Here is a 25846-nt window from a genome sequence, read left to right as displayed (position 1 = left end):
ACAATGTTTGGGGCAGTGCTGGCAAGCGAAATCCGCCCGTGAAAGTCATTTTTATATTTCATATCACGGCAGGAGCGATTAGCCTGCCGGTCATCCCGCGGACCGCGAGACGTTCGTAGAGGACCGTGGAGAGAGCCCTATGACCCCGCATGTCGCCTTGCCGCACCAGGACGCACCACCGGCCAGCTGGCGCGCGCTGCTGCTCACCGTCGGCCTGTTCTTTCTATGGGGCATGGCGAACAACCTCAACGATATCCTCATCGCCCATTTCCGCGCGGTGTTCACGCTGAGCGACCTGCAATCGGGGCTGGTCCAGTCGGCCTTCTATCTCGGCTATTTCTGCTTCGCGATTCCCGGTGCGATCGTCATGCAGCGGTTCGGCTACAAGACCGCGGTGGTGCAGGGGCTGGTGCTGTTCGGCCTCGGCGCGCTGCTGTTCTGGCCGGCGTCGCTGATGCTGAGCTACGGCTTCTTCCTGCTCGCGCTGTTCGTCATCGCCAGCGGGCTCGCCTTTCTCGAAACCGCGGCCAATCCGATGGTCGCGGCGCTGGGCAGCGCGGCGAGTGCCGAGCGGCGGCTCAATCTGGCGCAGGCGTTCAATCCGCTGGGGTCGATCGCCGGCGTGTCGCTCGGTGCGACCTTCATCCTCGCCGACGAGCGCGCCGGCGACGTCGCCGCGGCCTCGGCGGTGCGGCTGCCCTATCTGGCGATCGCGTTGCTCGTCTTCGCCTGGGCGGCGGTGATCGTCGCGACGCGCTTCCCGGCGGTGGCGACGCAGCCGAGCGCGCCCGAGGCGCGGACGCCGGGCGCCTATCGCAAGCTGCTTGCCTCGCCGCGCTATCTTGCCGGTGTCGGTGCGCAATTCCTCTATGTCGGCGCGCAGGTCGGGGTGTGGAGCTTCCTGATCCGCTATGTCGCGGTCGAGCTGCCGTCGCTCGGCACGCAGCGCGCGGCGTGGCTGCTCACCGTGTCGCTGGCGCTGTTCATGGCGGGGCGGTTTGTCGGCGCGGCGCTGATGGCGCGGATGTCGGGCGCGCGGCTGATGCTGCTGTTCGCGGTGGCGGATGCGGGGCTGTGCGTCGTCGCGGCGACGCTCGGCGGGCTGGTCGGCGTCGCGGCGCTGGTGCTGTCGAGCGCGCTCATGTCGATCATGTATCCGACGATCTTCGTGCTGACGCTGCGCGATCTCGGGCCGCTGACCAAGCCGGGCGCGTCGATGCTGGTGATGGCGATCATCGGCGGCGCGGTGCTGACCGCGCTGATGGGCCTCGTCTCCGACCTGGGCTCGATCCGCGCGGCGATGCTGGTGCCGACGGCGTGTTTCGTCGGCGTCGCGCTGTTCGCGCGGCTGCACCGCCACGATCGGGTGACGGCATGAGCATGCCGGCACTGCCGCGCTTCGGCATGGGCACCGCAGCGATCGGCAACCTCTACCGCGCGGTCGGCGACGACGCCGCGCTGGCGACGGTGGCCTCGGCGCTGGCGGCGGGCATCGGCTATTTCGACACCGCGCCGCATTACGGCTTCGGACTTGCCGAGCGGCGGCTCGGCGCGGCGCTCGCCGCCCACGATCCGGCCGGCGGCGCCCGCGTCTCGACCAAGGTCGGGCGGCGGCTCGTGCCGTGCGCAGCCCGCGGCACGCGCCACGGCTTCGTCGATGCCGATCCGTTCGAGCCGGTGTTCGATTACAGCGCGGAGGGGATCCGCGCCTCCTTCGGCGACAGCCTCGCACGGTTGCGGCGCGCGCGCGTCGACCTGCTGTTCGCCCACGATCTCGGCCGGCTGACGCATGGCGACGATCATCCGCGCCACCTCGCCGCCTTCCTCGACGGCGGGCATGGCGCGATGCTCGAGCTCCAGCGGAGCGGCGCGGTCGGGGGGATCGGTATCGGCGTCAACGAGATCGCGGTGTGCGACGAAGTGCTCGACCATATCGACCTCGACGTCATCCTGCTCGCCGGCCGCTACACCTTGCTCGACCGCAGCGCGGCGCGGCTGCTCGATCGCTGCGCCGAGCGGGGCGTGCGCGTCATCATCGGCGGGCCGTATAACAGCGGCATCCTCGCCGCCGATCCCGAGGCGGTCGATCCCGCGGCGCTGCATTACGACTATGCCGCGCCCGATGCGGCGATCGTCGCGCGGACGCGCGCGCTGGCCGCCGCCTGCCGCGCGGTGGGCGTCGCGCTGCCGGCGGCGGCGCTGCACTTTCCCTTGCGCCACCCGGCGGTCGCCTGCGTCGTCGCCGGTCTGGTCGGCATCGATCAGGTCGCGGCGATGGTCGCGCGGATCGCCACGCCTGTTCCCGAGCCCGCCTGGGCGGCGCTCGATCCCTCCGCGCCTGCGCAACGACCCGAAGAGACGATGAACCAGCTGATCCTGCTCCACCCCGACGACAATGTGATGATCTGCGTCGCGCCGATCGCGGCGGGCGACGTGCTGCCGATCGGCGGCGGCACCGTGCCGGCGCGCGAGGGCATCACCGTCGGCCACAAATTGGCGCGCGTGCCGCTGTCTCCCGGCGACAAGGTGATCAAATATGGCGCGCCGATCGGGTCGATGACCGCGGCCGCCGCAACCGGCGAATGGGTCCACATGCACAATATGAAAAGCGACTATATCGCCAGCCACACCCGCGCGACGGTGACGGAGACGCGGGCATGATCCAGGGCTTCGCACGCGCCGACGGGCGCAAGGGCATCCGCAACACCGTCGCGGTCGCCTATCTGGTCGAATGCGCGCATCATGTCGCGCGGCGGATCGTCGACAAGGCCGATGACCCCGACGTCCATCTGATCGGCTTTCCCGGCTGTTATCCCAATGCCTATGCCGCCAAGGTGATGGAGGCGGTGGCGACGCATCCCAACGTCGGCGGGCTGGTGATCGTCTCGCTCGGCTGCGAGAGCTTCGACCGCGAGCGGTTGCAGGCGGTGGTCGCGGCGAGCGGGCGGCCGGTCGAGCTGCTCGTCATCCAGCAGGCGGGCGGCACCGCGGCGACGATCGCCGCCGGGCTCGCCGCGGTGGCGCGGGTACAGGCGCAGATCGCCGACGTGCCGCGCGTCGCGATGGGCGTCGACGAGCTGGTGATCGGCACCATCTGCGGCGGCTCCGACGGGACGAGCGGCATCACCGCCAATCCCGCGGTCGGCCGCGCCTTCGACACGCTGGTCGGCGCGGGCGCGACCTGCCTGTTCGAGGAGACGGGCGAGCTGGTCGGCTGCGAGGCGATCATGGCGGATCGCGCGGTCACCCCCGAACTGGGGCAGGCGCTGGTCGACAGCGTCGCCAAGGCGGAGCGTTACTATACGATCATGGGCTTCGGCAGCTTCGCGCCCGGCAATGCCGAGGGCGGGCTGACGACGCAGGAAGAAAAGTCGATGGGCGCCTATTCCAAATCGGGATCGTCGCCGATCAGCGGTATCGTCAAGCCGGGCGACGTGCCGCCGGCGGGCGGGCTGTATCTGCTCGACGTGGTGCCCGACGGCGAGCCGCGCTTCGGCTTCCCCAATATCTCCGACAATGCCGAGATCGTCGAGATGATCGCCTGCGGCTGTCACCTGACGATCTTCACCACCGGACGCGGATCGGTGGTCGGATCGGCGATCGCGCCGGTCATCAAGGTCTGCGCCAATCCGGAGACGGCGCGCCGGCTCGCCGCCGACATGGACATCAACGCCGGCCGCATCCTCGAAGGCGCGGCGACATTGGACGAGGTGGGGGCGGAGATCGTCGATGCGGTAATCGCCGTCGCCGGCGGCCGGCGCAGCGTGTCCGAAGACCTCGGCCATCGCGAATTCATCCTCACCTACAAGGCTTTCGACCCGATCGGCCCGGCCTGCCTGCCGATCGCCCAACGCAGGACAGCAGCATGACGAAACGACTGGACGGCAAGGTGGCGCTGGTCACCGCCGCCGCACGCGGCATCGGCCGCGCCACCGCGGAGCGGTTCGCCGCCGAGGGCGCGCGGGTGATCGCGACCGACCGCGACCTCGACGCGCTCGACGGGATCGCCGGGTGCGAGACCCGCGCGCTCGACGTCACCGATGGCGCGGCGGTGACCGCGCTGGCGGCGGAGATCGGGCGGGTCGACGTGCTCGCCAACGTCGCGGGTATCGTTCACGCCGGCACGATCCTCGATTGCGGCGAGGAGGAATGGGCGCAGGCGCTGGCGATCAACATGACCGCCATGTACCGCACCGTCCGCGCCTTCCTGCCGGCGATGCTGGCGGGTGGCGGCGGCGCGATCGTCAACGTCGCGTCGATCGCCAGCTCGGTGAAGGGCATCCCCAACCGCTTCGCCTATGGCACGACCAAGGCGGGGGTGATCGGGCTGACCAAGGCGGTGGCGGCGGACTTCGTCGGTCAGGGCATCCGCTGCAACGCGATCTGCCCCGGAACGGTCGATACGCCGTCGCTGCAGCAGCGGCTGCACGACACCGGCGACTATGCGGCGGCGCAGGCGGCGTTCGTCGCGCGCCAGCCGATGGGGCGGCTCGGCCGGGCCGACGAGATCGCCGCGCTGGCGCTGTATCTGGCGAGCGACGAGGCGGCGTTCACCACCGGCGCGGTGCATGTCATCGACGGCGGGTGGATCAATTGATCGGCGGCTAAACCGCCGATGAACGCCGCATTCCGGCCTCATTCAGCCCGACTCGCCTAGACGGGGTGCAACACGATCGCCGCTCTGTGCGTTTGGACCAGATACTCCGAGCGTCGTGTTTGAGGAGGTTCGACGTGATGAACGCTTTGTTGAAGAAGGCCGGACTGGGTATCGCCCTCGCCGCGACCGCGCTGACCGCCGCGGCACCGGCGGATGCGCAGCGCTGGGGTGGCTATCGCTATCACCATCGTGGCGGCGGCAATGTCGCCGCGGGCGCGCTGCTCGGCGGGATCGTCGGGCTCGGCATCGGCGCCGCGGTGGCGAGCAGCAACCGCGACCGCTATTATGACCGCGGCTATTATTACGATGCGCCGCCGCCGCCGCCGCGGGTGGTGTATCAGGAGCGGTATTATGCGCCACCGCCCCCGCCGCCGCGGGTCGTCGTGCGCGAGCGCTATTATGACTATGGCCCGAACTACGGCTACGGCTACGGTTACTGAGGCTCGACACTTTCGTCGGGAAGGCGGCGCGGGGGACCTCCTCCGCGCCGCTTTTTCGTAGCGGGGCGCGGGCGATGCCGCTAAGCGCGGCGCCATGACCGATACGCCCCCCGATCGCCTGTCGACCGATCCGTCGAGCCCCCATTTCGACCAGGCCGCGCTCGAGCGCGGGATCGGCATCCGCTTCAAGGGCGTCGAACGCCGCGACGTCGAGGAATATGACCGGCCGGCGGGCTGGATCCGCGTCGCGCTCGGCAAGAAGGTCGATCGCCATGGCCGTCCGCTGACGCTCAAGCTGTCGGGCGAGGTCGAGGCCTGGTTCGAGCGACCGGCGGCGGGTGCGGCGGCCGAAGGCGAGGGTGAGGGCGAAGCGGCGTAAACGTCGCTGCCGTGAGACTGCCGGAAGGCGCGGAGCCGGGCTCCGCGCCTTTTTTGTTGGGCGACGATCAGGCGGCGGGTGGCGGGCGGAGCGCGGCCCAGTCACCGGCGATCGCATCGAGCGTGCGCCGTGCGGCGTCGAGCGCGCCGGGCCGGCTCTTGTAATGCGTTTCCCGGCCGAGGCGTTCCGCGGTGACGAGACCCGCGTCTTCGAGGATCCGCAGGTGTTTGGAGACCGCCTGCCGGCTCATCCCGGCGGTGGCGGCGAGGCGCGCGATCGGGCGGCCGGGTCCGCTGCGCAGGGTGATGAGCAGCGACAGCCGCGTCGGATCGGCGAGGACGGCGAAGAGACGCGCGGCTTGAACAGGCTTCGGTAACATCGGCAACCTTTCGGTTGCCGTGAGGGGCAACCACGGGGTTGCTTATGATTTCCGTGGCTTGCGGGCAACCGAACCGTATCGGCCCATCATCGGTAAGCCCGGGCCCTTAAGAGGCACGCCTTGAGCCCCATCATCTGAGGTCGTGCGATACTTCACAATGCTGAAAAGGTCGCAACCTCGCCATCTCCCACGGATCGAGCTGTAGGCCAGACGACGCGATAAGGTTCGCTCTGACATCTCTGGATTTCTCGAGTCGCGCCGTTCGCCGCGCTGGCCATGCTGTTCATAGGGTGCCAAACAGGCAAGAAACCGTGCGCGAGCCTCTCGAGTTCAGTCTCACCCCCGCTCACCGCCGCGCGCGGAAGAACGCCCGCAGCAGCGCCGCCGCCTCGCCCTCGCCGATACCGCCATAGACCTCCGGCCGGTGGTGCAGCGTCGGCTGGGTGAAGAGCAGCGGGCCATGTTCGACCGCGCCGCCCTTGGCGTCGCTCGCGCCGTAATAGAGGCGCGCGATGCGGGCGTGGGCGATCGCGCCGGCGCACATCGCGCAGGGTTCGAGCGTCACCCAGAGTTCGGCTCCCTCCAGCCGTTCGCGCCCCAAAGCGGCGGCGGCGGCGCGGATGACGCGCATCTCGGCATGGGCGGTCGGGTCGCAGAGCGTGCGCGGTGCGTTGGCCGCGACCGCGATGACCTCGCCCTGCCAGACCAGCGCGGCGCCGACCGGCACCTCGCCGTCCCGCGCCGCCGTGGCGGCGGCATCGAGCGCGCGGCGCATCGGGATCGGCAGCGGGAACATCGGTCCGCCCTGCCGCGACTCGGCAGGCGGGTAAAGGCTATTGCGCGTTGCCGGGCTTTTCGACGTTGACGGTCGGCACGGCGACGGTCTTGTTTTCGGTGCCGACGGTGACCCGCGCGACATCCGCCTTGAACTCCGGGGCCTTGACCACGGCGGGCGCGGTCTGGTCGATGCTGATCAGACCGAATTGCATCAGTGCGACGACGATCAACGCGACGACCCCGATGAGAGCCAGCAACGTGCGCATGCCTATTTCCCCCTAGCAAGGACCTTTACGATAGCGTAACAACGCCGCGGCGGCAACTTTCGTTGCGTCGCGCGGTGTCGTTGCGCTGCCGGGCCGGCACCCCGCCGGTTGACGACCGTGCCGTTTGCCGCTAGTGGCGCCGACTTTCCGGGCAACCGAATTCAGGATAACAACCATGTCGCGCATTTGCGAGCTGACCGGCAAGGGCCGGCAGGTGGGCAACAACGTTTCCCACGCCAACAACAAGACCAAGCGGACGTTCCTGCCGAACCTGCAGAACGTCACGTTGATCTCCGATACGCTCGAAAAGGGCGTCAAGCTGCGCGTGTCGACGCACGGCCTGCGTTCGGTCGAGCATAACGGCGGCCTCGACAATTGGCTGGTCAAGACCAGCGAGGACAAGCTGTCGATGCGGTGCCGCCGTCTGAAGCGCGAGATCGTCAAGAAGCGCGCGTCGACCTCGGCGGAAGCCGCCTAAACCCGACTGCGGGTTGCCGCGACGAAAGGCCCGCTGCTCTATCGAGCGGCGGGCTTTCGTGCGTCATCCCATGCACATGGCGCGCCCTTTGCTGTTGTGCGCGATCGCGCGCGTCGAGCTTTTGCGCTCAGAGGCGTTGCGCCCGCGGCTTCGGTGGCTGCGATCGTCGCGCCACGGCCCAGCAGGCGGGCGCCATTCGAATCACACCCTCTCTGCGCCCTCTGCGCGAACCGATCTGGTGACGCCATACAGCCTTATCGGGGGCGGAACGGCGATCAGCGCTAGCGGTCGAGCCTGAACTTGAGCAACAGGGTGCGCTGGAGCATCGACTGATTGTCGTCCGAGACCAGCCAGACGATCGTCCGCCCCGCTTCGGTCGTCGTCGCGACGCCTTCGAAATTGTCGTGGATCAGCGGCGCGTCGAGCGTCGCGAGCAGCGCGCCCCGCGTCACCGCGCCCGGCCGGATCGCCGCTGCCGGGATCCGCGACAGGCGGTTGCTGAACCGGTACGGCAGCCGGAAGGCGCGGTCGAGCACCAGCAGATCGCCGTTGGGCAGGGCGGTGGCGTCGGAGGGATCGTAGATCCCCGCGACCAGATAGGCGAAGCGGCGCGGCGTGGTGGTGATCGGATCACCGGGGAAGATGAGTGCCTCGCGGCTCGCCAGTCGCACGCCATCGGTGCCGCGCCAGCGCGCGCGCGGGACATGGCGCTGCTCGCTGATCGTGACGAAGCGACCGTCGGGCAGCCGGGCGAGTGATTCGGGTCCGCCATTGTCGGGCCAATGCGCCATCGCCGCGGGCGCGCGCTGCGCCTCGGCGCGGGCAAAGCCCGGCGCATAGCGCCAGATCGCATTGGCGCCCTCGAACCCGACCCAGATCGTGCCGTGCGGATCGATCGCCATCGATTCGCTGTCGCGGTCGCGCTTCTCCCAGCCGATGCCGGGGCCGGCGGGCAGGTTGACGAAGCGGAGCCCACGCGGTCGCCAGTCCGATCCCAGCGTGAAGGCGACGGCATTGCCGCCGTCGCTGAGCAGGGTGACGCGGTCGCCGTCGGCGCGGCGCACGACGGTCAGCGACGAATAGCCGCCGAATGCGGGATCGAGGCTGCGCAGCGTGACGCCGCCGAGATAGGTGAGCGCACCGAGCGTGCGGCGGTGCGGATCGGCCGGGTCGAGCGCGACCGGCGTCGCGATCAGCTGCGGCCGGTCGCCGAGCAGCGCCAGCCGCTCCTCGCCGCTCCAGCCGGGGACGAGCAGCAGGACGGCGAGGACGACGAACAGCAGACGCATCGCGCCTCCATAAGCGCAGCCTGCGGCGGCGATAGCCTGAACGGACGATAACGAGCGCATTCAGGCTTCGCTCAACGCGAATCGGCCAAATGGGGTGCATCGACGACGGGCAGGTGCCCACCGGGCCGCCGCCGAGTTGACCTTGTTTCGGGAGACGACAGATGATCAAGACCCTGAGCCTCGCCGGCGCCGCCTTCGCGATGACCGCCGCCGCCCTGGTTCCCGCCACCCCCGCCGCGGCGCAGCGTGGCTATTACGGCTACGACCGTGGCTATAATTATGACCGCGGCTATCGCGACACCCGCGATTATCGCGACGGGCGCGTCTATCGCGGCGACCGCGGCTATTACGGCGATCGCGGCTATCGCGGTGGTCAGCGCTGCAACAGCGGCACCACCGGCACCATCGTCGGTGCGATCGCCGGCGGCCTGCTCGGCCGCACGATCGATACGCGCGGCGACCGTGCGCTCGGCACCGTGCTCGGCGCCGGTGCGGGTGCGCTCGCCGGCCGCGCGGTCGAACGTTCGGATCGCCCCGGTTACTGCCGCTGAGCGGCTACGGCTTCTCGTGTAGCGTATCGAGGGCAGGGGCCCGGTCACCGTGGTGGCCGGGCCCCTTGTCGTCTCAATACATATGCTGGCCGCCGTTGATGCTCAGCGTCGATCCGGTGACGAAGCCGGCTTCCTCCGAACAGAGGAAGGCGACGCCGCGCGCGATCTCGCTCGCTTGGCCGAGCCGGCCGACCGGGATCTTGGCGACGATCTTCTCCAGCACGTCGCCCGGCACCGCGGCGACCATGTCGGTATCGATATAGCCCGGCGCGATCGCATTGACGGTGACGCCGACGCGCGCGCCTTCCTGCGCCAGCGCCTTGGTGAAGCCGTGGATGCCCGATTTGGCGGCGGCGTAGTTCACCTGTCCATATTGGCCCGCCTGGCCGTTGATCGAGCCGATGTTGACGATCCGCCCCCATTTGCGTTCGCGCATGCCGGGGAACACCGCCTTGGCCATGTTGAAACAGCCGCCGAGGTTGGTGTCGATCACCTCTTTCCACGCCTCATAGGTCAGTTTGAGGATCGTGCCGTCGCGGGTGATGCCGGCATTGTTGACGACGATGTCGACCGGCCCCAGCGCCGCGGCGACGTCGGCGCAGCCCTGCTGGCAGGCGTCGAAATCGGCGACGTCCCATTTGAACGCCTGGATGCCGGTGCGCTCGGTGAAGGCGCGGGCGCGCTCGTCATTGCCCGCATAATTGGCGGCGACGGTGATTCCCGCCTCTTGCAGCGCCAGGCTGATCGCCTCGCCGATCCCGCGTGTTCCACCCGTGACGATCGCAACTCTGGCCATGCCCGTCTCTCCTGATTTTCGCCTATAAGGCTAAATAGCAGGCGGCAGACTGGCAATGGCCGTAGCGTAACTTTACGTGTCGGCGACCCAACCGGACAGTTCGCGGCGGATCAGGGTGCGCAGCATCGCCATGCCCGGCGCGCCGTCGTTGAGGCACGGCAGATAGGCGAAATCGCTGCCGCCGGCGGACAGGAAGCTCTCGCGCCCGCGGATCGCCAGCTCCTCCAGCGTCTCGAGGCAATCGGCGGAGAAGCCGGGCGCGATCACCGCGACTTTCTTCACGCCCGACGCCGGCAGCGCCTCGAGCGTCTCGTCGGTCGCCGGGCCGAGCCATTTCGCCGGGCCGAAGCGCGACTGGAAGGCGACGACCAGCTCGCGACCCATCGCCGCGCCGAGCAGCCGCGCGGTCTTCTGGCAATGGCAATGATAGGGGTCGCCGAGTTCCAGCGTGCGCTTGGGCATGCCGTGGAAGCTGGCGACCACCGCATCGGGGACGAAATCGAGCGCGGCGATCTGCATCTCGACCTGCGTCTTGAGCGCGTCGATATAGGCGGGATCGTCGTGATAGGGCGGCAGCGTGCGGATCGCCGGCTGCCAGCGCATGCCGGCCAGCGCGGCAAAGGCCTTGTCGTTGGCGGTCGCGGTCGTCGCCGCGCAATATTGCGGATAGAGCGGCGCGATCAGGATGCGCTCGCAGCCCGCGTCCTTGAGCGCGGCGAGCCGTTCCGCGATCGGCGGGTTGCCGTAGCGCATCGCATGATCGACGATCACATGCTCACCGAACGCGCCCTGCAACGCCCGGCTCTGGCGCCGGGTGATCGCGGCGAGCGGCGAGCCTTCGTCGCTCCAGACGAGGCCATAGGCATGCGCCGACTTCTTCGGCCGCGTGTTGAGGATGATGCCGCGCAGGATCGGCTGCCAGGCAATCGCCGGGATCTCGACGACGCGCCGGTCGCTGAGGAACTCGCCGAGATAGCGTTTGACCGAGCGCGCATCGGGACCGTCGGGCGTGCCGAGATTGGTGAGCAGCACGCCCACCTTGCGCGGCGGGATCGGTGGATGGTCGGCGGGGATCAGCATATCAGGACCTTAGCGGCAGGTCGCGACGACGGATACCGGTTGCGGCATGCAAAGCGTTGGCGATTGCCGGCGCGACCGCAGGGACGCCGATCTCGGCCACCCCGCCCGGCGGTGCTTCCGAGCGGATACATTCGACGACGATGTCGGGCGTATCGGCGAGCCGCGGCAGGTCGAGCCCGGCGAGCCCGCGCACGTCTGTGCGCCCGCCGCTGATCGTCGTGCTCGCCCCGAAGGCATGGGCGAGGCCGAAGATCAGCCCGCCCTCAATCTGCTGCAACACCAGGTCGGGGTTGATCATCCGCCCGCAATCGACCGCGGCGACGAGGCGGGTGACGCGCGGCCGCCCCGCCGTCTCGACCTCGGCGAGCACCGCGATATGGCTGCCGCGCAGGCTGTGGCAGGCGATGCCCTGGCCCGACCCCGCCACGCCGCCGTTCCAGCCGCCCAGCGCCGCCACCGTGGTGAGGCAGCGCGCCAGCCGTGCCTCGCCGCCGAGCATGCCGATCCGGTAGGAGAGCGGCTCGGTGCCGGCGACATGCGCGAGTTCGTCGACGAAGGTCTCGGTGAAGAAGGCGGTCAGGCCGTGCATGCCGCCGCGCAGATGGCCGGTCGGCAGCGCCAGCGCGGCGGGGTGATGGGTGATCGCCAGCGCGGGAATGCGATAGGGCGGCTGCGCGCCGGCGACCGCATAGGGATCGCCGGTGCCGAGCGCCCAGGTGAAACCGGGGAGCAGGCGGCGCGCCAGCGCATGACCGGCCGAAGGCGCGGCGATCTGCGCACTCCAGGCGGCGATCGCGCCATTGGCGGACAGGCGTGCGCGCAATCGCGCCTGTGCCGGCGGGCGGAAGCGATCGTGCGCGATCGTCTCGCCGCGCGACCAGACCAGCGCCACCGGCCGCTTGAGCTGCATCGCCAGCAACGCCGCCTGTTCGGCGACGAGCGGGTCGAGCGTCGCGCCGCTGCCGCCGGCGAGCGTCGGATGGATGACGACCCGCGTCTCGCGCAGTCCGGCGACCTGCGCGGCGGCGGCCCGCGCCGCGGCGGGGGCGGCGGTCGGCAGCCAGAGTTCGAGCCGGCCGTCGCGCCACGCCGCGGTCGCGCTCGTCGTCTCCAGCGCGGCGTGGACGCCGGGGCCGACGTGATAATCGGCGCTGACCACGCCGGCTCCGTCGAGCAGCGTGCCGATCGTACCGCTGGCGGCGATCGTCTCGCCCGGTGCGTCGAGTGCGGCGGCAAGGCGGCGCGTGATCGCGGCGCTGTCGATCAACGGCGCGCTGCTGGTGAAGCGCGGCGCGAGCGCATCGAGCGCGCGCTGTGCCGCCCAGCCGGTGGTCGCGACCGCGGCGACCCAGCGCGGGTTCTCGACCACCGCGAGCACGCCGCGGATACGGTTCGCCGCGGCGCGATCGACGCGAGTGAGCGTCGCGTCGCCGATCGGCCCCTGACGGATCGCGGCATGGACCATGTCGGGCAGGCGGATGTCGCCGGCAAAATTGGCCGAGCCGTCGACCTTGGCGGGGGCGTCGAGTCGCGGCAGCGACTGGCCGCTGAGCCGGCCGCTGCCCTCGCCGCCGATCGGCAGCGGATCGGGCAGGCGTTCGCGTGCGGCCTCTGCGGCGAGTTCGGCGAAGCGCAGCCGCTGCGCCGCAGAGGTGACGAAGCCGTTGTCGACCGCGCATTCGCGCCAGTCGACGCCCCAGCGCCGCGCCGCCGCCCGGCACAGCAAGGCGCGCGCCGAAGCTCCGGCGATGCGGCAATCCTCCTCGAACATCCGCACCGAGGTCGATCCGCCGGTAACGATCAGATCGCCGCGCCGCGCCACCGTGTCGGCGAACCCGGCGGCCAGGCGGCTGAGCGTGCCTTCGAGCAGATCGTCGAGCGCGAGCGGATTGGCGTAGAGCGGATTGAGCGGCGCCGGCTCGACCCCGACGGTGCGCCAGTCGGCGCCGAGCGCATCGGCGACGATCTGCGGCAAAGCGGTATAGACGCCCTGGCCATGTTCGAGCTGCGGCACCGCGACGGTGACATGCCCGTCGTCGCCGATCTTGAGCCAGCCGCCAAAGCCGGTCTCCCCCGGCGCGACCGCGAGATTGGCGCGATAGGCCCGCGGCCACACGCCCCAGGCGACGACCAGCCCGACCCCGACGCCGCCGCCGATCATCACCTTGCGTCGGGTAAGCCGCTCCATCGCCGCGGCTGTGCGCGCTGTGTCGGCGTGGTGCAAGGGGGGCTAGCGAGTCCGGCGGGGGGAGGGCGGTCTGCCTCTCGGCAGGTGCCACGGTGCGATGGCGCGGCTGGCCGGCGGAGGGTGCCGACACGCGATTCGTCATGCCGGGCATCCGCCGTGCCGTTGGAAGGATAGCCGATGATCTTGCGGCGTGTGCGCCCGATGCGGGTCGAGACGCCGCAACGATCAGTGCTCCCGCGCAGGCGGGAGCCCAGTTTCCTTCTTGCCGCGAGCCATTGTTCTGCTGGGCCACTGGATTCCCGCCTGCGCGGGAATACTGGAATTTGCGGCGAAAGGAGCGACGGTCGCAGGGGTTTCGAAGCCGTTCGGGACACCGAGCCTTACTGCAGAAACGCAGCGCCGCGCTCAGCCGCGCTCAGCCGCGCCACCGCGCCACCGCGCCACCCTCAGCACGGATAGGTCTTCGCCAGCACCCGCGCATAGCCGTCCTTGAGCGGCAGTTTCTTCTCCGCCGGTGACAAAGCGTCCAGGCCGCCGAGCATCTGCAGGATGCCGATCTTCGCGCCGTCGGGCATGCAGGCGATCGGCTTCTTGCCGGCGGCGACGCGCGCCGCGCTGTCGGCGCGGAGCTGGCGGGTGGCGGCGTCCGCCTCCGCCTTGAGCACCTGATAATCCGGGTTGGTGAGCGCGGTGAAGGGATTGGCGCGCAGCGGCGCGGCGCGGTCTAGGAAGGTGCCGACGCTCATCGCGGCGGCGGCGGGGGCAGCCGCGGCGAGAGAAACGGCGAGGGCGATCAGGACTTTACGCGACATCGGCGACACTCCGAAAGGAATGCCGCCGACTAGCCGTCACAAACTGAAAGCGCGCTGAACCGCGCCGGCGATCAGGCGCCGAGCGGTGCCGGATTGCCGAACGGGCCGCCCGGACGACGCGTCTTCGGGATCGAGGTCCCGGCGCGCGGCACGCTCGGCTTGGGTCCCGAATCGATCCGGCCGATCTCTTCGCCGGCGATCAGCTTCTTGATCTCGTCACCCGACAGCGTCTCATATTCGAGCAGCGCGCCGGCGAGCAGGTGGAGCTGGTCGACATGTTCGGTGAGCAGCTGCTTGGCGCGCGCCAGACCGCCTTCGACGATGCCCTTGATCTCGTCGTCGATCAGCTGCGCGGTCGCGTTCGACATACGCACCGGCTGCGACGAGGAATAGCCGAGGAAGGATTCGCCCTCCGGCTGGGCATATTCGACCGGGCCGACCTTGTCCGACATGCCCCATTTGGTGACCATGTCGCGGGCCAGACCAGTGGCATATTGGATGTCGCCGCTCGCGCCCGACGAGACCTTGTCATAGCCGAAGATGATCTCCTCGGCGACGCGGCCGCCCATCGCCACCGCGAGGTTCGCGTACATCTTGTCGCGATGGTAGCTGTAGCTGTCGCGCTCGGGCAGGCGCATCACCATGCCCAGCGCACGACCGCGCGGGATGATCGTCGCCTTGTGGATCGGGTCACTCGCCTGTTCGTGGATCGAGACGATCGCATGGCCCGCCTCGTGATAGGCGGTCATCCTCTTCTCGTCCTCGGTCATCACCATCGAGCGGCGCTCGGCGCCCATCATCACCTTGTCCTTGGCCTCTTCGAACTCGGCCATGGCGACGAGGCGCTTGCCCTTGCGCGCGCCCATCAGCGCGGCCTCGTTGACGAGATTGGCGAGATCGGCGCCCGAGAAGCCCGGCGTGCCGCGCGCGATCACCCGCGCATCGACGTCGGGCGCCAGCGGCACCTTCTTCATATGGACTTCGAGGATCTTGATCCGGCCCTCGATATCCGGCCGCGGCACGACGACCTGACGGTCAAACCGGCCCGGACGCAGCAAGGCAGGGTCGAGCACGTCGGGGCGGTTGGTCGCCGCGACGATGATGATCCCCTCATTCGCCTCGAAGCCGTCCATCTCGACGAGCAGCTGGTTGAGCGTCTGCTCGCGCTCGTCATTGCCGTTGCCGAGGCCGGCGCCGCGATGGCGGCCGACCGCGTCGATCTCGTCGATGAAGACGATGCACGGCGCCGACTTCTTGGCCTGTTCGAACATGTCGCGGACGCGGCTCGCGCCGACGCCGACGAACATCTCGACGAAGTCCGAGCCCGAGATGGTGAAGAACGGCACGCCCGCCTCACCGGCGATCGCGCGCGCCAGCAAAGTCTTGCCGGTACCCGGCGATCCGACCAGCAGCGCGCCCTTGGGGATCTTGCCGCCGAGGCGCGCGAACTTGGTCGGGTCCTTGAGGAAGTCGACGATCTCGGTCAGCTCGGCGCGCGCCTCGTCGATGCCGGCGACGTCGTCGAAGGTGACCTTGCCTTCCTTCTGCGTCAGCATCCGCGCGCGGCTCTTGCCGAAGCCCATTGCGCCACCGCCGGTGTTCTTCTGCATCTGCTTGATGACGAAGAAGGCGATGCCGAGGAACAGCAGGAACGGCAGCGACTGATAGAGCAGCAGCATCCACATCGACGTGCCCTCGTCGGGTTTCGCCGAGATCGACACGTTTTTGGTGCGCAGATGCGGCACCAGCGTCGGGTCCTGGATCGGATAGGTGCGGAACTTCTCGCCGCTCGAATAGGTGCCGGTGATGATGTCGCGGCTGATCGCGACGTCCTTGACGGTCCCTTCGTCGACCTGGTCGAGGAATTTCGAATAAGCGACGGTGTTGCTCGCACCGGCCGCATTGGGTCCGTTGAACATCGTGACGAACAGCGCCAGCGCCAGCAGGATTCCGACCCAGATGAGCAGGCTCTTCATCCAGGGGTTGCCGCCGTTGCCACCGTCGCCGTTCTGGGGCTGCTTGTCGTTATCGTTCATGGGGAACCTTTCGCCGGCCAAGATAGGCATGCGCGGGTTAATGGCAATGGAACGAAGCCGGCTATTCGGCCGATCCGGCGGTTCGCCGCGCCGGTGCGGGACGGAATCGCCACAGATCGCGCTGCGGCTGGACGACGACGCCCGCCTGCGTCGCGCGCCGGCCGCCGCCGACCGCATCCAGCAGCGCCTCGATATTGGCCGAGTCGCTCCATTTCGGCGCGACGATCGCCGCCGATTCGATCACCAGCCCGATGCCGCGCCGCACGAGGCGGCGGACGAGTTCGCGCGGCAGGCCGGCCATGTCGATCTGCACCTGCGCGCCGTCGACCGTCGCGCGGCTCGACCAGAGCCAGTCGGTGATCGCGCGCACGTCGCCGTCCGCCTCGGCGAGCTGGGCGGCGGCGCGGGCGAGCTGCGGCGCGCCGAGCCATTCGTTGGCGTCGAGCAGGCGGCGGAAGCGGGTGCGGTCGTGCGCGGGATCGGCGTTGGTCGGATCGTCGACGAACGGCGCCTCGGCACGGCGGACGATCGCGCGCAGCTCGGCGCGACGCCATTCGAGCAGCGGGCGGATCACCGTCGCCCCGTCGATCACCGCGCGCGCCCGCACGCCGGCGAGGCCGGCGATCCCCGATCCGCGCGCCGCGCGCATCAGAAAGGTCTCGGCCTGATCGTCGGCATGATGCGCGGTCGCCACCGCCGCGGCACCGATGGCGCGGGCATGGTCGGCGAGCAGGCGGTAGCGCACCTGCCGCGCCGCCGCTTGGAGGCTGGCGCCGGTGATCGGCGCGACCGGGAGCAACGTCGCATGCGGCACGTGGAGCAAGGCGCAATGGTTGGCGACCATCACCGCCTCGTCCGCCGCGGCCTCGCGCAGCCGGTGGTCGACCGTCGCGACGCTGATCCGCCCGGCGAAGGTCGCCGCGGCGAGCGTCAGCATCGCCATCGAATCCGGGCCGCCCGACACGGCGAGCAGGATCGTCCCGCGCGGCTCGCCGCCGAGCGCGCGGTTGACGTCGTGGTGGAATCGCTCCGCCGCCAGGGCGAAGGGATCACTTACACTTGGCGGCGGTACGGCCCTTCTGGACATCAGCCTTCATGCTCGAAGAAATCTTGCTGCCGTAGACGTCGGTCAGCTCACCATAGACCTTGCAGGTGTCGGTCGGCTTGTTGAGCTTCATCAGCGCCTGAGCGAGGTAATAGAGGCTGTCGGGGGCACGCTCGCCATCCGGCATCTTCTTGTAATTGTCGTAGAAGGCCATCGAGGCGAGGCTCGGCTTGCCCTCGTCAAGATAGGCGCGGCCAAGCAAATTCTGCGCCCAGCTGGCGCGGCGATGCTTGGGATAGTCGGCGACGACCTTCTTGAGCTGCGCTTCCGCCTGCGGATATTGCTTCGCGGTCCACAGCCGATAGCCGTAGAGATAGGCGTCCTCGGCGGCATCGCCGGTATCGGGTTTGTCGACCTTGGCCGCGGCGGCCGAGGGAGCGGTATCACCGGCCGCCGCGACCGAGACCGGCGTTCCCGGCCGGGCGGGGCCGCGCGCCGGTTCGCCGTCCGCGCCGTCGCCGCCGAGCGGCGCGGAGGCGGGCGTGATCGCCAGCGCCGGGGTCGATGACAGGGTGCGCAGCTGTGCGTCGTTGGCGCGCTTATAGGCGTCGAACTGGTCCTGGAGCTGGCGCAGCTTGTAGCCGGTCTGCTCGATCTGGTCGGTCATCGACGCCATCTGCTGCTCGAGCGCGGTGACGCGGCCGGTGAGGTCGGCGACCGCGCTGGTCGCCGGCGTGCCGCCCGCCGGCTGCGGCGCATCGGGGCGGGTGATCTCGGGCTGGAGATACTGGCCGGCACCGCCGGGGAAGACCTTGCGCTGCACCGCGCGCATCTCGCTCTCGAGCTTGCCGACGCGGCCTTCGACGTTGCTCTGCGCCGCGGCAGCGACCGGCAGCAGGGACGTGGCGGCAAGCGCCCAGATGATCGTACGCATAAGTGAAACACCCCCCGGCGCGGCTTGGGTCAACGTGGTGCGGTCATAGCTGCAACCGGCAGGCTGTCGCCAGCCTTAAGGCGCGAAATTACCAACGGCGGCCGGCTCTTGCGGCAGCAGCGGATCGCTGGCGAGATCGGCGCCGGTGCGGTTGCCGGAACGGCTGGCCGGGCGGGCGGCGTCGCGACGCGTCGCGGTGCGGGCCGTCGTCGCGGTCGTCGCGGCCGCGCTGGGGGCGGCGGCGGGTTGCCCGGCGAGGCGCAGCGCGATCGCCGAACCGCTCACCGCGACGTCCTTGATCGCGCGCGAACCATCGCCGAGCGGCGGCACCGCGGAGCCGTTGAGCGTCACCGTCAGCTTGTCGGGGCGGCCGACGTTGATCATCGGGTCCTTGGCGGTCGCCGGCACCTCATAGCGATCGCCCGGCTTCATCGTGCCTTCGAACAGCTTCTTGTCGTCGGCGTCATAGACGCGCAGCCACACCGTGTCGGTCGCGGTCAGCACGACCTGTCCGCCGGTCGGGATCGCCGGTGCGGCGGTCTGCGCCGGCTTGGGGGCGAGCGCCTGCGACGCGGTGTCGTCGCTGCTCGCGACCTCGGTGCGCGACGCGTTCGACTGGAGCAGGCCCGATCCGTACCACAGGCCGACGAGGATCAGCACCGCCAGCGCGATGCCGACGCCGATCGCGGCGACGCCGCGCGACGGCACGCGGGCCGGATCGGCGGTGACATAGGGGACATATTCGGGCTGGCGCGGCCCGAGCCGGTCGAGGTCGCGGCGCACGTCCTGCGCGATCTCGACCTCGTCGGCGTCGACGGCGCGCGCATAGGCCTTGGAGAAACCCATCGCATAGGTGGGCGAGGGCAGCAGGCCATAGTCGCCGCTCTCCAGCGCCTGCAGATGGCGCAGCGGCACGCGCGTCTGTGCCGCGACTTCGGCCAGACTGAGGCCCCTCTGCTCCCGCGCTCGGCGCAACCGTTCACCCGGGCGGGCCGGGGCAACGGGGGTCGGGTTCGGCTGGCCGGGATCGACCTCGTCCATTCGTGTCTCCAAGGGAGGGCTGCGGATCGGTGACGGGAAAGACCTTCCCCGATGCCTTGGCGCAAGTCAACGCAACCGGCCCGCCGTTCAGCAGCGTTTCAGGCCAGATCGACGCCGTTGCGGCCCGCCCAGTCGGTCAATGCGCCGCGCATGTCGCGCGGCGGACGCGCGATCAGCTCGGCGACGAAGGCGCGCACCGCGGCATGATCGAGGCTGCGCACCATCGCCTTGATCGGCCCGACCGCCGCCGGCGTAATCGACAGCCGATCAATTCCGAGCCCGATCAACGCCATGGCCTCGACCGGCCGACCGCCCATCTCGCCGCACACGCCAAGGTCGACGCCCGCGTCACGACACGGCCCGATCACCCGTTGCAAGAAGCGCAGGATCGACGGGCTCAGCCAGTCATAGCGTTCGGCGAGCCGCGGGTTGGCGCGATCCGCCGCAAATAAAAATTGCGTCAGGTCGTTGGTGCCGACCGACAGGAAGTCGATATCGGGCAAAAGCAGGTCGAGCTGCTCGGCGAGCGCCGGCACTTCGAGCATCGCGCCGTAGCGGATCGCCAGCGGCGCCCGCCGCCCGCGCGCGTCGAGCCAGGCCCGCTGCGCCTCGAACAGCGCCTTCGCCTCGGCGAATTCCCATGCCTCGCTGACCATCGGGAACATGACGTTGAGCGTGCGCCCCGACGCCGCCTCGATCAGCGCGCGCGCCTGCACCTTCATCAGGCCGTCGCGGTCGAGCGCGAGGCGCAGCGCGCGCCAGCCCATCGCCGGATTCTCCTCGTCGGCGTCTTCCTTGTTGAGATAGGGCAGCGCCTTGTCGCCGCCGATGTCGACGGTGCGGAAGATCACCGGCCGCGTCCCCGCCGCATCGAGCACCTCGCGGTACAGGCGCTGCTGGCGTTCGCGCTGCGGCAGCGTCGCCGAGACGAGGAACTGGAATTCGGTGCGGAACAGGCCGATGCCGTCGGCGCCGGTGATGTCGAGCGCGGCGACGTCGTCGCGCAGCCCGGCGTTGACCATCAAAGTGACGCGATGGCCGTCGCGCGTCACCGGCGGCACGTCGCGCAGCGCGGCGAAGGCGGCCTTGCGCTTCTGGCGCAGCGTCAATTTGGCGTCGAACGCCTCCTCCATCGCCGCCGACGGGCGGACGAAGACGTTGCCCGCGACCGAATCGAGCAGCAGCAGATCGCCCTCCGCGATCAGCCGGCGCACGTCGCGCACCCGGCCGAGCACCGGTACCCCCATCGCCCGCGCGACGATGGTGACATGCGCGGTGAGCGATCCCTCCTCGAGGATCACGCCCTTCAGCCGCCGCTTGTCATATTCGAGCAGCTCGGCCGGGCCGAGGTTGCGCGCGATCAGGATCGTGTCCTGCCGCAGCCCCATCTGCGCCGCGGTGCCCATCTGCCCCGAGACGATGCGGAGCAGCCGGTTGGCGAGATCCTCCAGATCGTGCATCCGGTCGGCGAGCAGCGGATCGTCGATCTGCCGCATCCGCTGGCGGGTGCGCTGCTGGACGCGCTCGATCGCCGCCTCGGCGGTCAGCCCCGAATCGATCGCCTCGTTGATCCGCCGCGCCCAGCCCTCGTCATAGGCGAACATCTTGTAGGTCTCGAGCACCTCCTTGTGCTCGCCGTCGACGCCGAATTCCGCCTCGCGCGTCATCCGCTCGATCTGCTCGCGCATCTTGTCGAAGGCGGCATAGACGCGGTGGCGTTCGGCGTCGGTATCCTCGGCGACGGTATGTTCGACGACGATGCGCGGCTGGTGGAAGACGGCATGGCCCGAGGCCATCCCCTCGACCAATTTCTGGCCGGGCAGCCGCACCGCCGCGGTCGACTGCGGCCGGTCGACGCCGGTGGTGGCGGTGTCGATCAGCCCGGCATTGGCGATCAGCTCGGACAAGACCATCGCGACGGTCTGCAACGCCTCGATCTCGACGTCCTGATATTTGCGCTGCTCGCTATGCTGGACGGCGAGCACGCCGACCGCGCGTTCGCGGCGGATGATCGGCACGCCGGCGAAGCTATGATAGCGTTCCTCGCCGGTTTCGGGCTTGTAGGCGAAATCGGGGTGGCTCGCCGCCTCGTCGAGGTTGAGCACCTCGACATCCTCGGCGATCGAGCCGACCAGCCCTTCGCCCATCGCCAGCTTGGTGACGTGCACCGCCGCCTGATCGAGCCCGCGCGTCGCGAACAGTTCGAGCACGCCCTCGCGCAGCAGGTAGATCGAGCAGACCTCGCTATCCATCGCCTCGGCGATGATGCCGACGACGGCGTTGAGCTTGGCCTGCGCCGGGTTGCGGCCGGCCATCACGTCGTGAAGGCGGGTCAGGATCTCGCGGGCGGATGCGGCGGCCGAACTGGGCATGGCAGCAGGGCTAACAGATGCGGGCGCACCGTACCATGCACCTTTCGTCGCGATCGGCGCTTCGGCGCGTCGTCCGGCGTCCGTTTGATTCAGCCCCTCTTCAGCTTGGCGACGCGACGAGCGGCGATCGTACCCGAGCCAAGGCCGCATGCTGCACGCGCAATCCTTCCCGTCGACCGCCGCTCCGCCCCGCCGCGCCTCGCCCCGCGCCGGCTTCGCTCTGTCGATCGTGGTTGCCGCGCTCGGGGCGAGCCTGCTGGTCACCGCCTGGCTACTGCATCGCGCCGGGCTGCACGTCGCCCTGTGGAGCCGCAGCAACCTGCCGTTCGCGCTCGCCGGCGTCTGCCTGTTCGGCTTGCGCAGCGGCATGGTGCCGCGGCGCTGGCGCCATGCCGACGGCCTGCGCGACGGTGCCGGTTATTATGCCGTCTTCACGCTGATCGCGCTGACCGGCGCGGTGGCGAGCTATCCGCTCGCGGCGCTGACGCAAGGCTATGCCGATGCGACGCTGCACCGTGCCGACGTGGCGCTCGGCTTCGACTGGCTCGGCTGGTATCGCACCGTCGCCGCGCACCGGCCGCTGCAATGGCTCGGCGTCGCGGCCTATGAGAGCATCTACCTGACGCCGGCGCTGTTGCTCGGCTGGTTCGCCGCGCACGGCCAGCGGATCGCGGCGCATCGCTTCCTCGCCAGCTTCTGGCTCGCCGCGGTGCTGACGCTGGCGCTGTTCACGCAGATGCCGGCGATCGGACCGCTCTCCTATCTGTGGCGCGGTGCGGTCGATTATATGCCGGTGAGCGAGACGTGGCAGTCAAATTTGATCCCGGCGCTGCGCGCGCGGACCGTCCACGTCATCGATCTCGGCGCGTTGCGCGGGCTGGTGTCGGCGCCGAGCTTCCACGCCGCGGCGGGGACGCTCTACCTGCGCACGATCTGGCGGACGCCGCCGCTGCGTCGGCTCGGCTGGCTGGTCGCGGCGATGCTGCTGGCGACGCCGGTCGAAGGGACGCATTACCTCACCGACATGCTGATCGGCGCCGTCGTCGCGCTGGTGGCGGCGCAGATCGTCGATGCGTGCCTGCCGGAGGTGCGAACCTAGGTCGCGCGGCGGCGCCCTCTCAGTTCACGCAGAGGCGCGGAGAGCGCAGAGGCGCAGAGAGGCTGCCTCTTATCGGCGACCGCCCGCCAAATTCGCAGACGCGAGACCGATACGGCAGAAAAAGCGGAACACCTCCGCGTCCTCTGCGCCTCTGCGCGCCCGTACGTCGCGTCCTCCGATCCGTCAGCCGCTGTTGCGCAGCGCCGTCGCGACGGCGTTGATCGACAGCAGGATGCCCTCGCCGATGCGCGGATCGGCCTCGCCGGCGCGGTGGCGTTTCATCAGCTCGATCTGGAGCAGGTTGAGCGGCTCGATATAGGGCAGCCGCAGCCGGATCGACGCGTCGAGCGCGGGATGCTTGTCGAGCAGCCGCGTCTGGCCGGTGACCGCGAGCAGGCCGTCGTGGGTCTGGTGCCAGGCATCGCGGATCCGGCCGAAGATCGCCTCGCGCAGGCCCGCATCCTCGACCAGTTCGGCATAATGGCCGGCGATCGCCATGTCCGACTTGGCGAGCACCATCTCCATATTGGCGAGCGTCGCGGCGAACAGCGGCCAGCCCTCCGCCATCTCGCGCAGCCTTCCCTTGTCGGGATAAGCGGCGAGCGCCTGGCCGACGCCGTACCAGCCGGGCAGCATCACGCGTGCCTGCGCCCAGCTGAACACCCAGGGGATGGCGCGCAGATCCTCGATCGCGTCCGACTTCTTGCGGCTCGCCGGGCGGCTGCCGATCTTGAGCCCGGCGATCTCGCCGATCGGCGTCATCTGGCGGAAGAAGGTGCGGAACCCGTCGGTGCCGTAGACGAGATCGCGATAGGCGTGGAAGGCGGTGTCGGACAGCGCGTCCATCGCCGCGCAGAACTCGTCGTTCTCGGTGTTGGACAGCCGTTCGGGTTCGAGGCTGGCGAGCAGGGTCGCCGCGGCGATCGCCTCGATATTGGTCATCGCGCTTTCGCGGGTGCCGTATTTGGCAGCGATCACCTCGCCCTGTTCGGTGATGCGGATGCGGCCCTGCACCGTGCCGGGCGGCTGCGCGCGGATCGCCGCGAACGCCGATCCGCCGCCGCGCCCGACCGCGCCGCCGCGACCGTGGAACAGCTGCATGCCGACGCCCGCCGCCTCGAACACCGGCTTGAGCGCGGTCGACGCCTTGGACAATTGCCAGGTCGAGGTGAGATAGCCGCCGTCCTTGTTGCTGTCCGAATAGCCGATCATCACCTCCTGATGCCCGCGCTTGGCGGCGATGGCGGCGATCTCGGGCAGCGCGAACCAGTCGCGCATCACCTGCGGCGCCGCCTCCAGATCGCCGACCGTCTCGAACAGCGGCACCGCCATCACCGCGGCATGCGGGGGCTCGCCGGGACGGTAGAGCCCGACCTCCTTGAGCAGCAGGTTGATCTCGAGCAGGTCGGAGACCGATTGCGCCATCGAGACGATGTAATTGGTGATACAGGCCGGCCCATAGGTGGCATGCGCCTCCGCCGCCGCCTGGACGATGGCGAGTTCGGACGCGGTCTCCTCCGAATAGTCGGTGAAGCGGCTGGTCAGCGGCCGGGCATTGGCGAGCTCGCGGCGCAGCAGCGCGACCCGCGCCGCCTCGTCGAGCGCGGCATAGTCCGCCTCGACCCCGGCGACCTTGAGCAGCTCGGCGACGACGCGTTCGTGCACCGCGCTGTTCTGGCGCAGGTCGAGCGTCGCGAGATGGAAACCGAACGTCTCGACCGCGCGGATCAGCCGGCCGAGCGCGCCGCTGGTCTTGAGCGCGCCCGCCTCGGTCGCCGACAGGCCGCGGGCGAGCGCGACGAGATCGGCGCGCAGCGTCTGCGGATCGGGATAGGGTTCGCCGCTCAGCCGGCCGGGGCGCGGCGCGGGCTTGCCGGTCAGCGCCTGATGCGTCGCCGCGAGCCGGGCGTAGATCCCCGACAGCGCGCGGCGATAGGGTTCGTCGGCGCGGCTCTCGGCGGTATCGCCGCTCGCCTCGGCAAGCGCCGCCACCGCGGGATCGACCGCGACATGCTCGGTCGAGATCGACAGTTCGGCACCGAGCGCGTGGACGCCGTCGAGATAGAAGCCGAGCACGGCTTCGCAGGCGCGGGCGAGGGCGGTGCGCAGCGAATCGGCGGTGACGAAGGGATTGCCGTCGCGGTCGCCGCCGATCCAGCTGCCCGGGCGGACGAAGCTCGGCACGCGCCAGCCGTTTTCCTCGGCGCCGAACGCCCGGTCCCAGCGCTGGTAGAGCGCGGGCAGCGCCGGCAGGAACACCTCGCGCAGATAGGACAGCGCGGTCTCGACCTCGTCGGTGACGTAGAGCCGCTCGCGGCGCAGCACCCGCGTCTGCCACAGAAGCGCGATCTGGCGGGTGATCGCATCGTCGACGCGATCGCCATCGGGCGTCTCGTCATGCCCCATGTCCTTGAGCGTCATCAGCTGCGCGATGCGGTTCTTGTGATCGATCATGCTCTTGCGCCGCACCTCCGTGGGGTGGGCGGTGAGCACCGGGACGATCAGCGCGCGTTCGAGCAGCGCCTGCACCGCCTCGCGGTCGATCCCCTCGCGCGCCAGCGTGGCGAGCGCGGCGGCGACGTCGGCGCCCTCATCGGCCGCGATCCCCTGCCGATCCTCGGCAAGATTGGCGAGCATCGAGAACAGCATGAAGCCGCGGACGAAATCGAGCGTCTCGTCGAGGCCGAGATGCTGGAGCTGCTGGTGGACGCTGTCGCTGCTGCCGGTGCCGCGATGCCGCTCGACCGAGGCGCGGCGGATCGCCTCGGTCGCCTCGAACAGCGCCTCGCCGCCATAGCTGCGGATCACGTCGCCGAGCTGCGCGCCGAGAAAGCGGACGTCGGGATTGTTGGCGATCGGGGGAAGCGAAGCGGGGTCGAGCGTGGCCATGGCCGCGATGCTGCGCTGCGGCGATGGGCTGGTCAACCGCGGGCGCGCGGTTTTTGGTCGCGGTGGAGCTTTGACGGACAGGGCAAGGCGCTGATGAAGACGCGAGTTTCGCCGGGCTCGCACGGGCGGAGGGGCGATCGATGCCGGCGTTTAGAAAGGCCGCATTCCGACCTTCACACTTTCGAACGCTCACACTCGATTGAAAACTGCTAAACTCAGTGCTCCTCTGGAGCGACAGACGTTGCTCTGCTTGGCCACCGGGTTCCCGCTTTCGCGAGACCTCTGCGAAAGATGCGAAGCCGCCCCGGCGAAGGCCGGGGCCCAGCTGGAAGGCCGTT

At 69.7% G+C, this 25846-nt stretch carries 23 protein-coding genes; 9 read left to right on the top strand and 14 right to left on the bottom strand.

Annotated features, from left to right (window positions below; genetic code table 11):
• Positions 1–139 precede the first annotated feature (139 nt).
• The 6 genes from fucP to PBN85_RS17075 all read left to right on the top strand — a co-directional run bounded on the left by fucP (position 140) and on the right by PBN85_RS17075 (position 5476).
• Complete coding sequence (fucP, locus tag PBN85_RS17100) at positions 140–1378, top strand: L-fucose:H+ symporter permease (RefSeq protein ID WP_271299727.1); 1239 nt, start codon at positions 140–142, stop codon at positions 1376–1378.
• Positions 1375–2661, top strand: coding sequence for an aldo/keto reductase (locus PBN85_RS17095; protein ID WP_271299726.1), 1287 nt, complete (start codon positions 1375–1377; stop codon positions 2659–2661). Before fucP ends, PBN85_RS17095 begins: the two co-directional genes overlap by 4 nt.
• Positions 2658–3869, top strand: coding sequence for a UxaA family hydrolase (locus tag PBN85_RS17090; protein WP_037535297.1), 1212 nt, complete (start codon positions 2658–2660; stop codon positions 3867–3869). Before PBN85_RS17095 ends, PBN85_RS17090 begins: the two co-directional genes overlap by 4 nt.
• The gene (locus PBN85_RS17085) at positions 3866–4597 is read left to right on the top strand and encodes an SDR family oxidoreductase (RefSeq protein ID WP_271299725.1); all 732 of its coding nucleotides are present in this window, start codon (positions 3866–3868) and stop codon (positions 4595–4597) included. The genes PBN85_RS17090 and PBN85_RS17085 overlap by 4 nt, the downstream gene beginning before the upstream one ends.
• 137 nt (positions 4598–4734) lie before the next feature.
• Positions 4735–5097, top strand: a complete 363-nt coding sequence (locus PBN85_RS17080; protein WP_037535295.1) for a hypothetical protein — start codon at positions 4735–4737, stop codon at positions 5095–5097.
• A gap of 94 nt (positions 5098–5191) precedes the next feature.
• Positions 5192–5476 (top strand): DUF3297 family protein, encoded by a 285-nt coding sequence (locus tag PBN85_RS17075; RefSeq protein ID WP_037535294.1) that lies wholly within the window; start codon positions 5192–5194, stop codon positions 5474–5476.
• Positions 5477–5543: 67 nt separating this feature from the next.
• On the opposite strand, the gene PBN85_RS17070 is transcribed toward PBN85_RS17075, so the two are convergent.
• From PBN85_RS17070 to PBN85_RS17060, 3 genes are all read right to left on the bottom strand, one after another.
• Positions 5544–5855: an ArsR/SmtB family transcription factor gene (locus tag PBN85_RS17070; protein WP_271299724.1), complete on the bottom strand. Its 312-nt coding sequence runs from the start codon at positions 5853–5855 to the stop codon at positions 5544–5546.
• Positions 5856–6201: 346 nt separating this feature from the next.
• The gene (locus PBN85_RS17065; protein WP_271300919.1) at positions 6202–6630 is read right to left on the bottom strand and encodes a nucleoside deaminase; all 429 of its coding nucleotides are present in this window, start codon (positions 6628–6630) and stop codon (positions 6202–6204) included.
• 58 nt (positions 6631–6688) lie between these two features.
• The gene (locus PBN85_RS17060; RefSeq protein WP_037535292.1) at positions 6689–6898 is read right to left on the bottom strand and encodes a hypothetical protein; all 210 of its coding nucleotides are present in this window, start codon (positions 6896–6898) and stop codon (positions 6689–6691) included.
• Between the two features lie 175 nt (positions 6899–7073).
• Between PBN85_RS17060 and rpmB the strand changes: the two genes are divergently transcribed.
• Positions 7074–7376 (top strand): 50S ribosomal protein L28, encoded by a 303-nt coding sequence (gene rpmB / locus PBN85_RS17055; RefSeq protein WP_271299723.1) that lies wholly within the window; start codon positions 7074–7076, stop codon positions 7374–7376.
• A 281-nt stretch (positions 7377–7657) separates the two neighbouring features.
• Here rpmB and PBN85_RS17050 read toward each other — a convergent pair whose 3' ends face one another.
• Positions 7658–8665, bottom strand: coding sequence for an esterase-like activity of phytase family protein (locus PBN85_RS17050; RefSeq protein ID WP_271299722.1), 1008 nt, complete (start codon positions 8663–8665; stop codon positions 7658–7660).
• A 161-nt stretch (positions 8666–8826) separates the two neighbouring features.
• Here PBN85_RS17050 and PBN85_RS17045 point away from each other — a divergent pair, with 161 nt between their 5' ends.
• Positions 8827–9216, top strand: coding sequence for a glycine zipper 2TM domain-containing protein (locus PBN85_RS17045; RefSeq protein ID WP_037535289.1), 390 nt, complete (start codon positions 8827–8829; stop codon positions 9214–9216).
• Positions 9217–9289: 73 nt separating this feature from the next.
• On the opposite strand, the gene phbB is transcribed toward PBN85_RS17045, so the two are convergent.
• The 9 genes from phbB to ptsP form a co-directional block, all read right to left on the bottom strand.
• A complete protein-coding gene (gene phbB, locus PBN85_RS17040) occupies positions 9290–10012 on the bottom strand; it encodes an acetoacetyl-CoA reductase (RefSeq protein WP_037535288.1) in 723 nt (240 codons plus the stop codon).
• Positions 10013–10084: 72 nt separating this feature from the next.
• Entirely contained in the window at positions 10085–11092 is a 1008-nt protein-coding gene (hemH, locus tag PBN85_RS17035; RefSeq protein ID WP_037535287.1) for a ferrochelatase, read from the bottom strand.
• Position 11093: 1 nt separating this feature from the next.
• A complete protein-coding gene (locus PBN85_RS17030) occupies positions 11094–13280 on the bottom strand; it encodes a xanthine dehydrogenase family protein molybdopterin-binding subunit (protein WP_271299721.1) in 2187 nt (728 codons plus the stop codon).
• A gap of 446 nt (positions 13281–13726) precedes the next feature.
• The gene (locus PBN85_RS17025; RefSeq protein WP_037535285.1) at positions 13727–14092 is read right to left on the bottom strand and encodes a hypothetical protein; all 366 of its coding nucleotides are present in this window, start codon (positions 14090–14092) and stop codon (positions 13727–13729) included.
• A gap of 71 nt (positions 14093–14163) precedes the next feature.
• On the bottom strand, positions 14164–16128 hold the full coding sequence (gene ftsH / locus PBN85_RS17020) for an ATP-dependent zinc metalloprotease FtsH (RefSeq protein WP_037535284.1): 1965 nt from the start codon (positions 16126–16128) through the stop codon (positions 14164–14166).
• Between the two features lie 61 nt (positions 16129–16189).
• On the bottom strand, positions 16190–17215 hold the full coding sequence (gene tilS, locus PBN85_RS17015) for a tRNA lysidine(34) synthetase TilS (RefSeq protein ID WP_271299720.1): 1026 nt from the start codon (positions 17213–17215) through the stop codon (positions 16190–16192).
• Complete coding sequence (locus tag PBN85_RS17010) at positions 17178–18107, bottom strand: hypothetical protein (protein ID WP_271299719.1); 930 nt, start codon at positions 18105–18107, stop codon at positions 17178–17180. The genes tilS and PBN85_RS17010 overlap by 38 nt, the downstream gene beginning before the upstream one ends.
• A 75-nt stretch (positions 18108–18182) precedes the next feature.
• On the bottom strand, positions 18183–19148 hold the full coding sequence (locus PBN85_RS17005) for a helix-turn-helix domain-containing protein (RefSeq protein ID WP_271299718.1): 966 nt from the start codon (positions 19146–19148) through the stop codon (positions 18183–18185).
• A 98-nt stretch (positions 19149–19246) separates the two neighbouring features.
• Positions 19247–21520, bottom strand: a complete 2274-nt coding sequence (gene ptsP, locus PBN85_RS17000) for a phosphoenolpyruvate--protein phosphotransferase (protein WP_037535281.1) — start codon at positions 21518–21520, stop codon at positions 19247–19249.
• Positions 21521–21668: 148 nt separating this feature from the next.
• Here ptsP and PBN85_RS16995 point away from each other — a divergent pair, with 148 nt between their 5' ends.
• On the top strand, positions 21669–22619 hold the full coding sequence (locus PBN85_RS16995; protein WP_271299717.1) for a phosphatase PAP2 family protein: 951 nt from the start codon (positions 21669–21671) through the stop codon (positions 22617–22619).
• A 183-nt stretch (positions 22620–22802) separates the two neighbouring features.
• Here the strand turns inward: PBN85_RS16995 and ppc are convergent, their stop codons facing one another.
• Positions 22803–25508, bottom strand: coding sequence for a phosphoenolpyruvate carboxylase (gene ppc, locus PBN85_RS16990; RefSeq protein WP_271299716.1), 2706 nt, complete (start codon positions 25506–25508; stop codon positions 22803–22805).
• Positions 25509–25846: the final 338 nt, after the last annotated feature.

Origin of the sequence: Sphingomonas sp. CV7422, assembly GCF_027945725.1 — a bacterium.
In the GTDB taxonomy this organism is placed as follows: domain Bacteria; phylum Pseudomonadota; class Alphaproteobacteria; order Sphingomonadales; family Sphingomonadaceae; genus Sphingomonas; species Sphingomonas kyungheensis.
The sequence above is the reverse complement of the archived record's forward strand: the minus strand, read 5'-3'. Positions and strand labels throughout refer to the sequence as shown.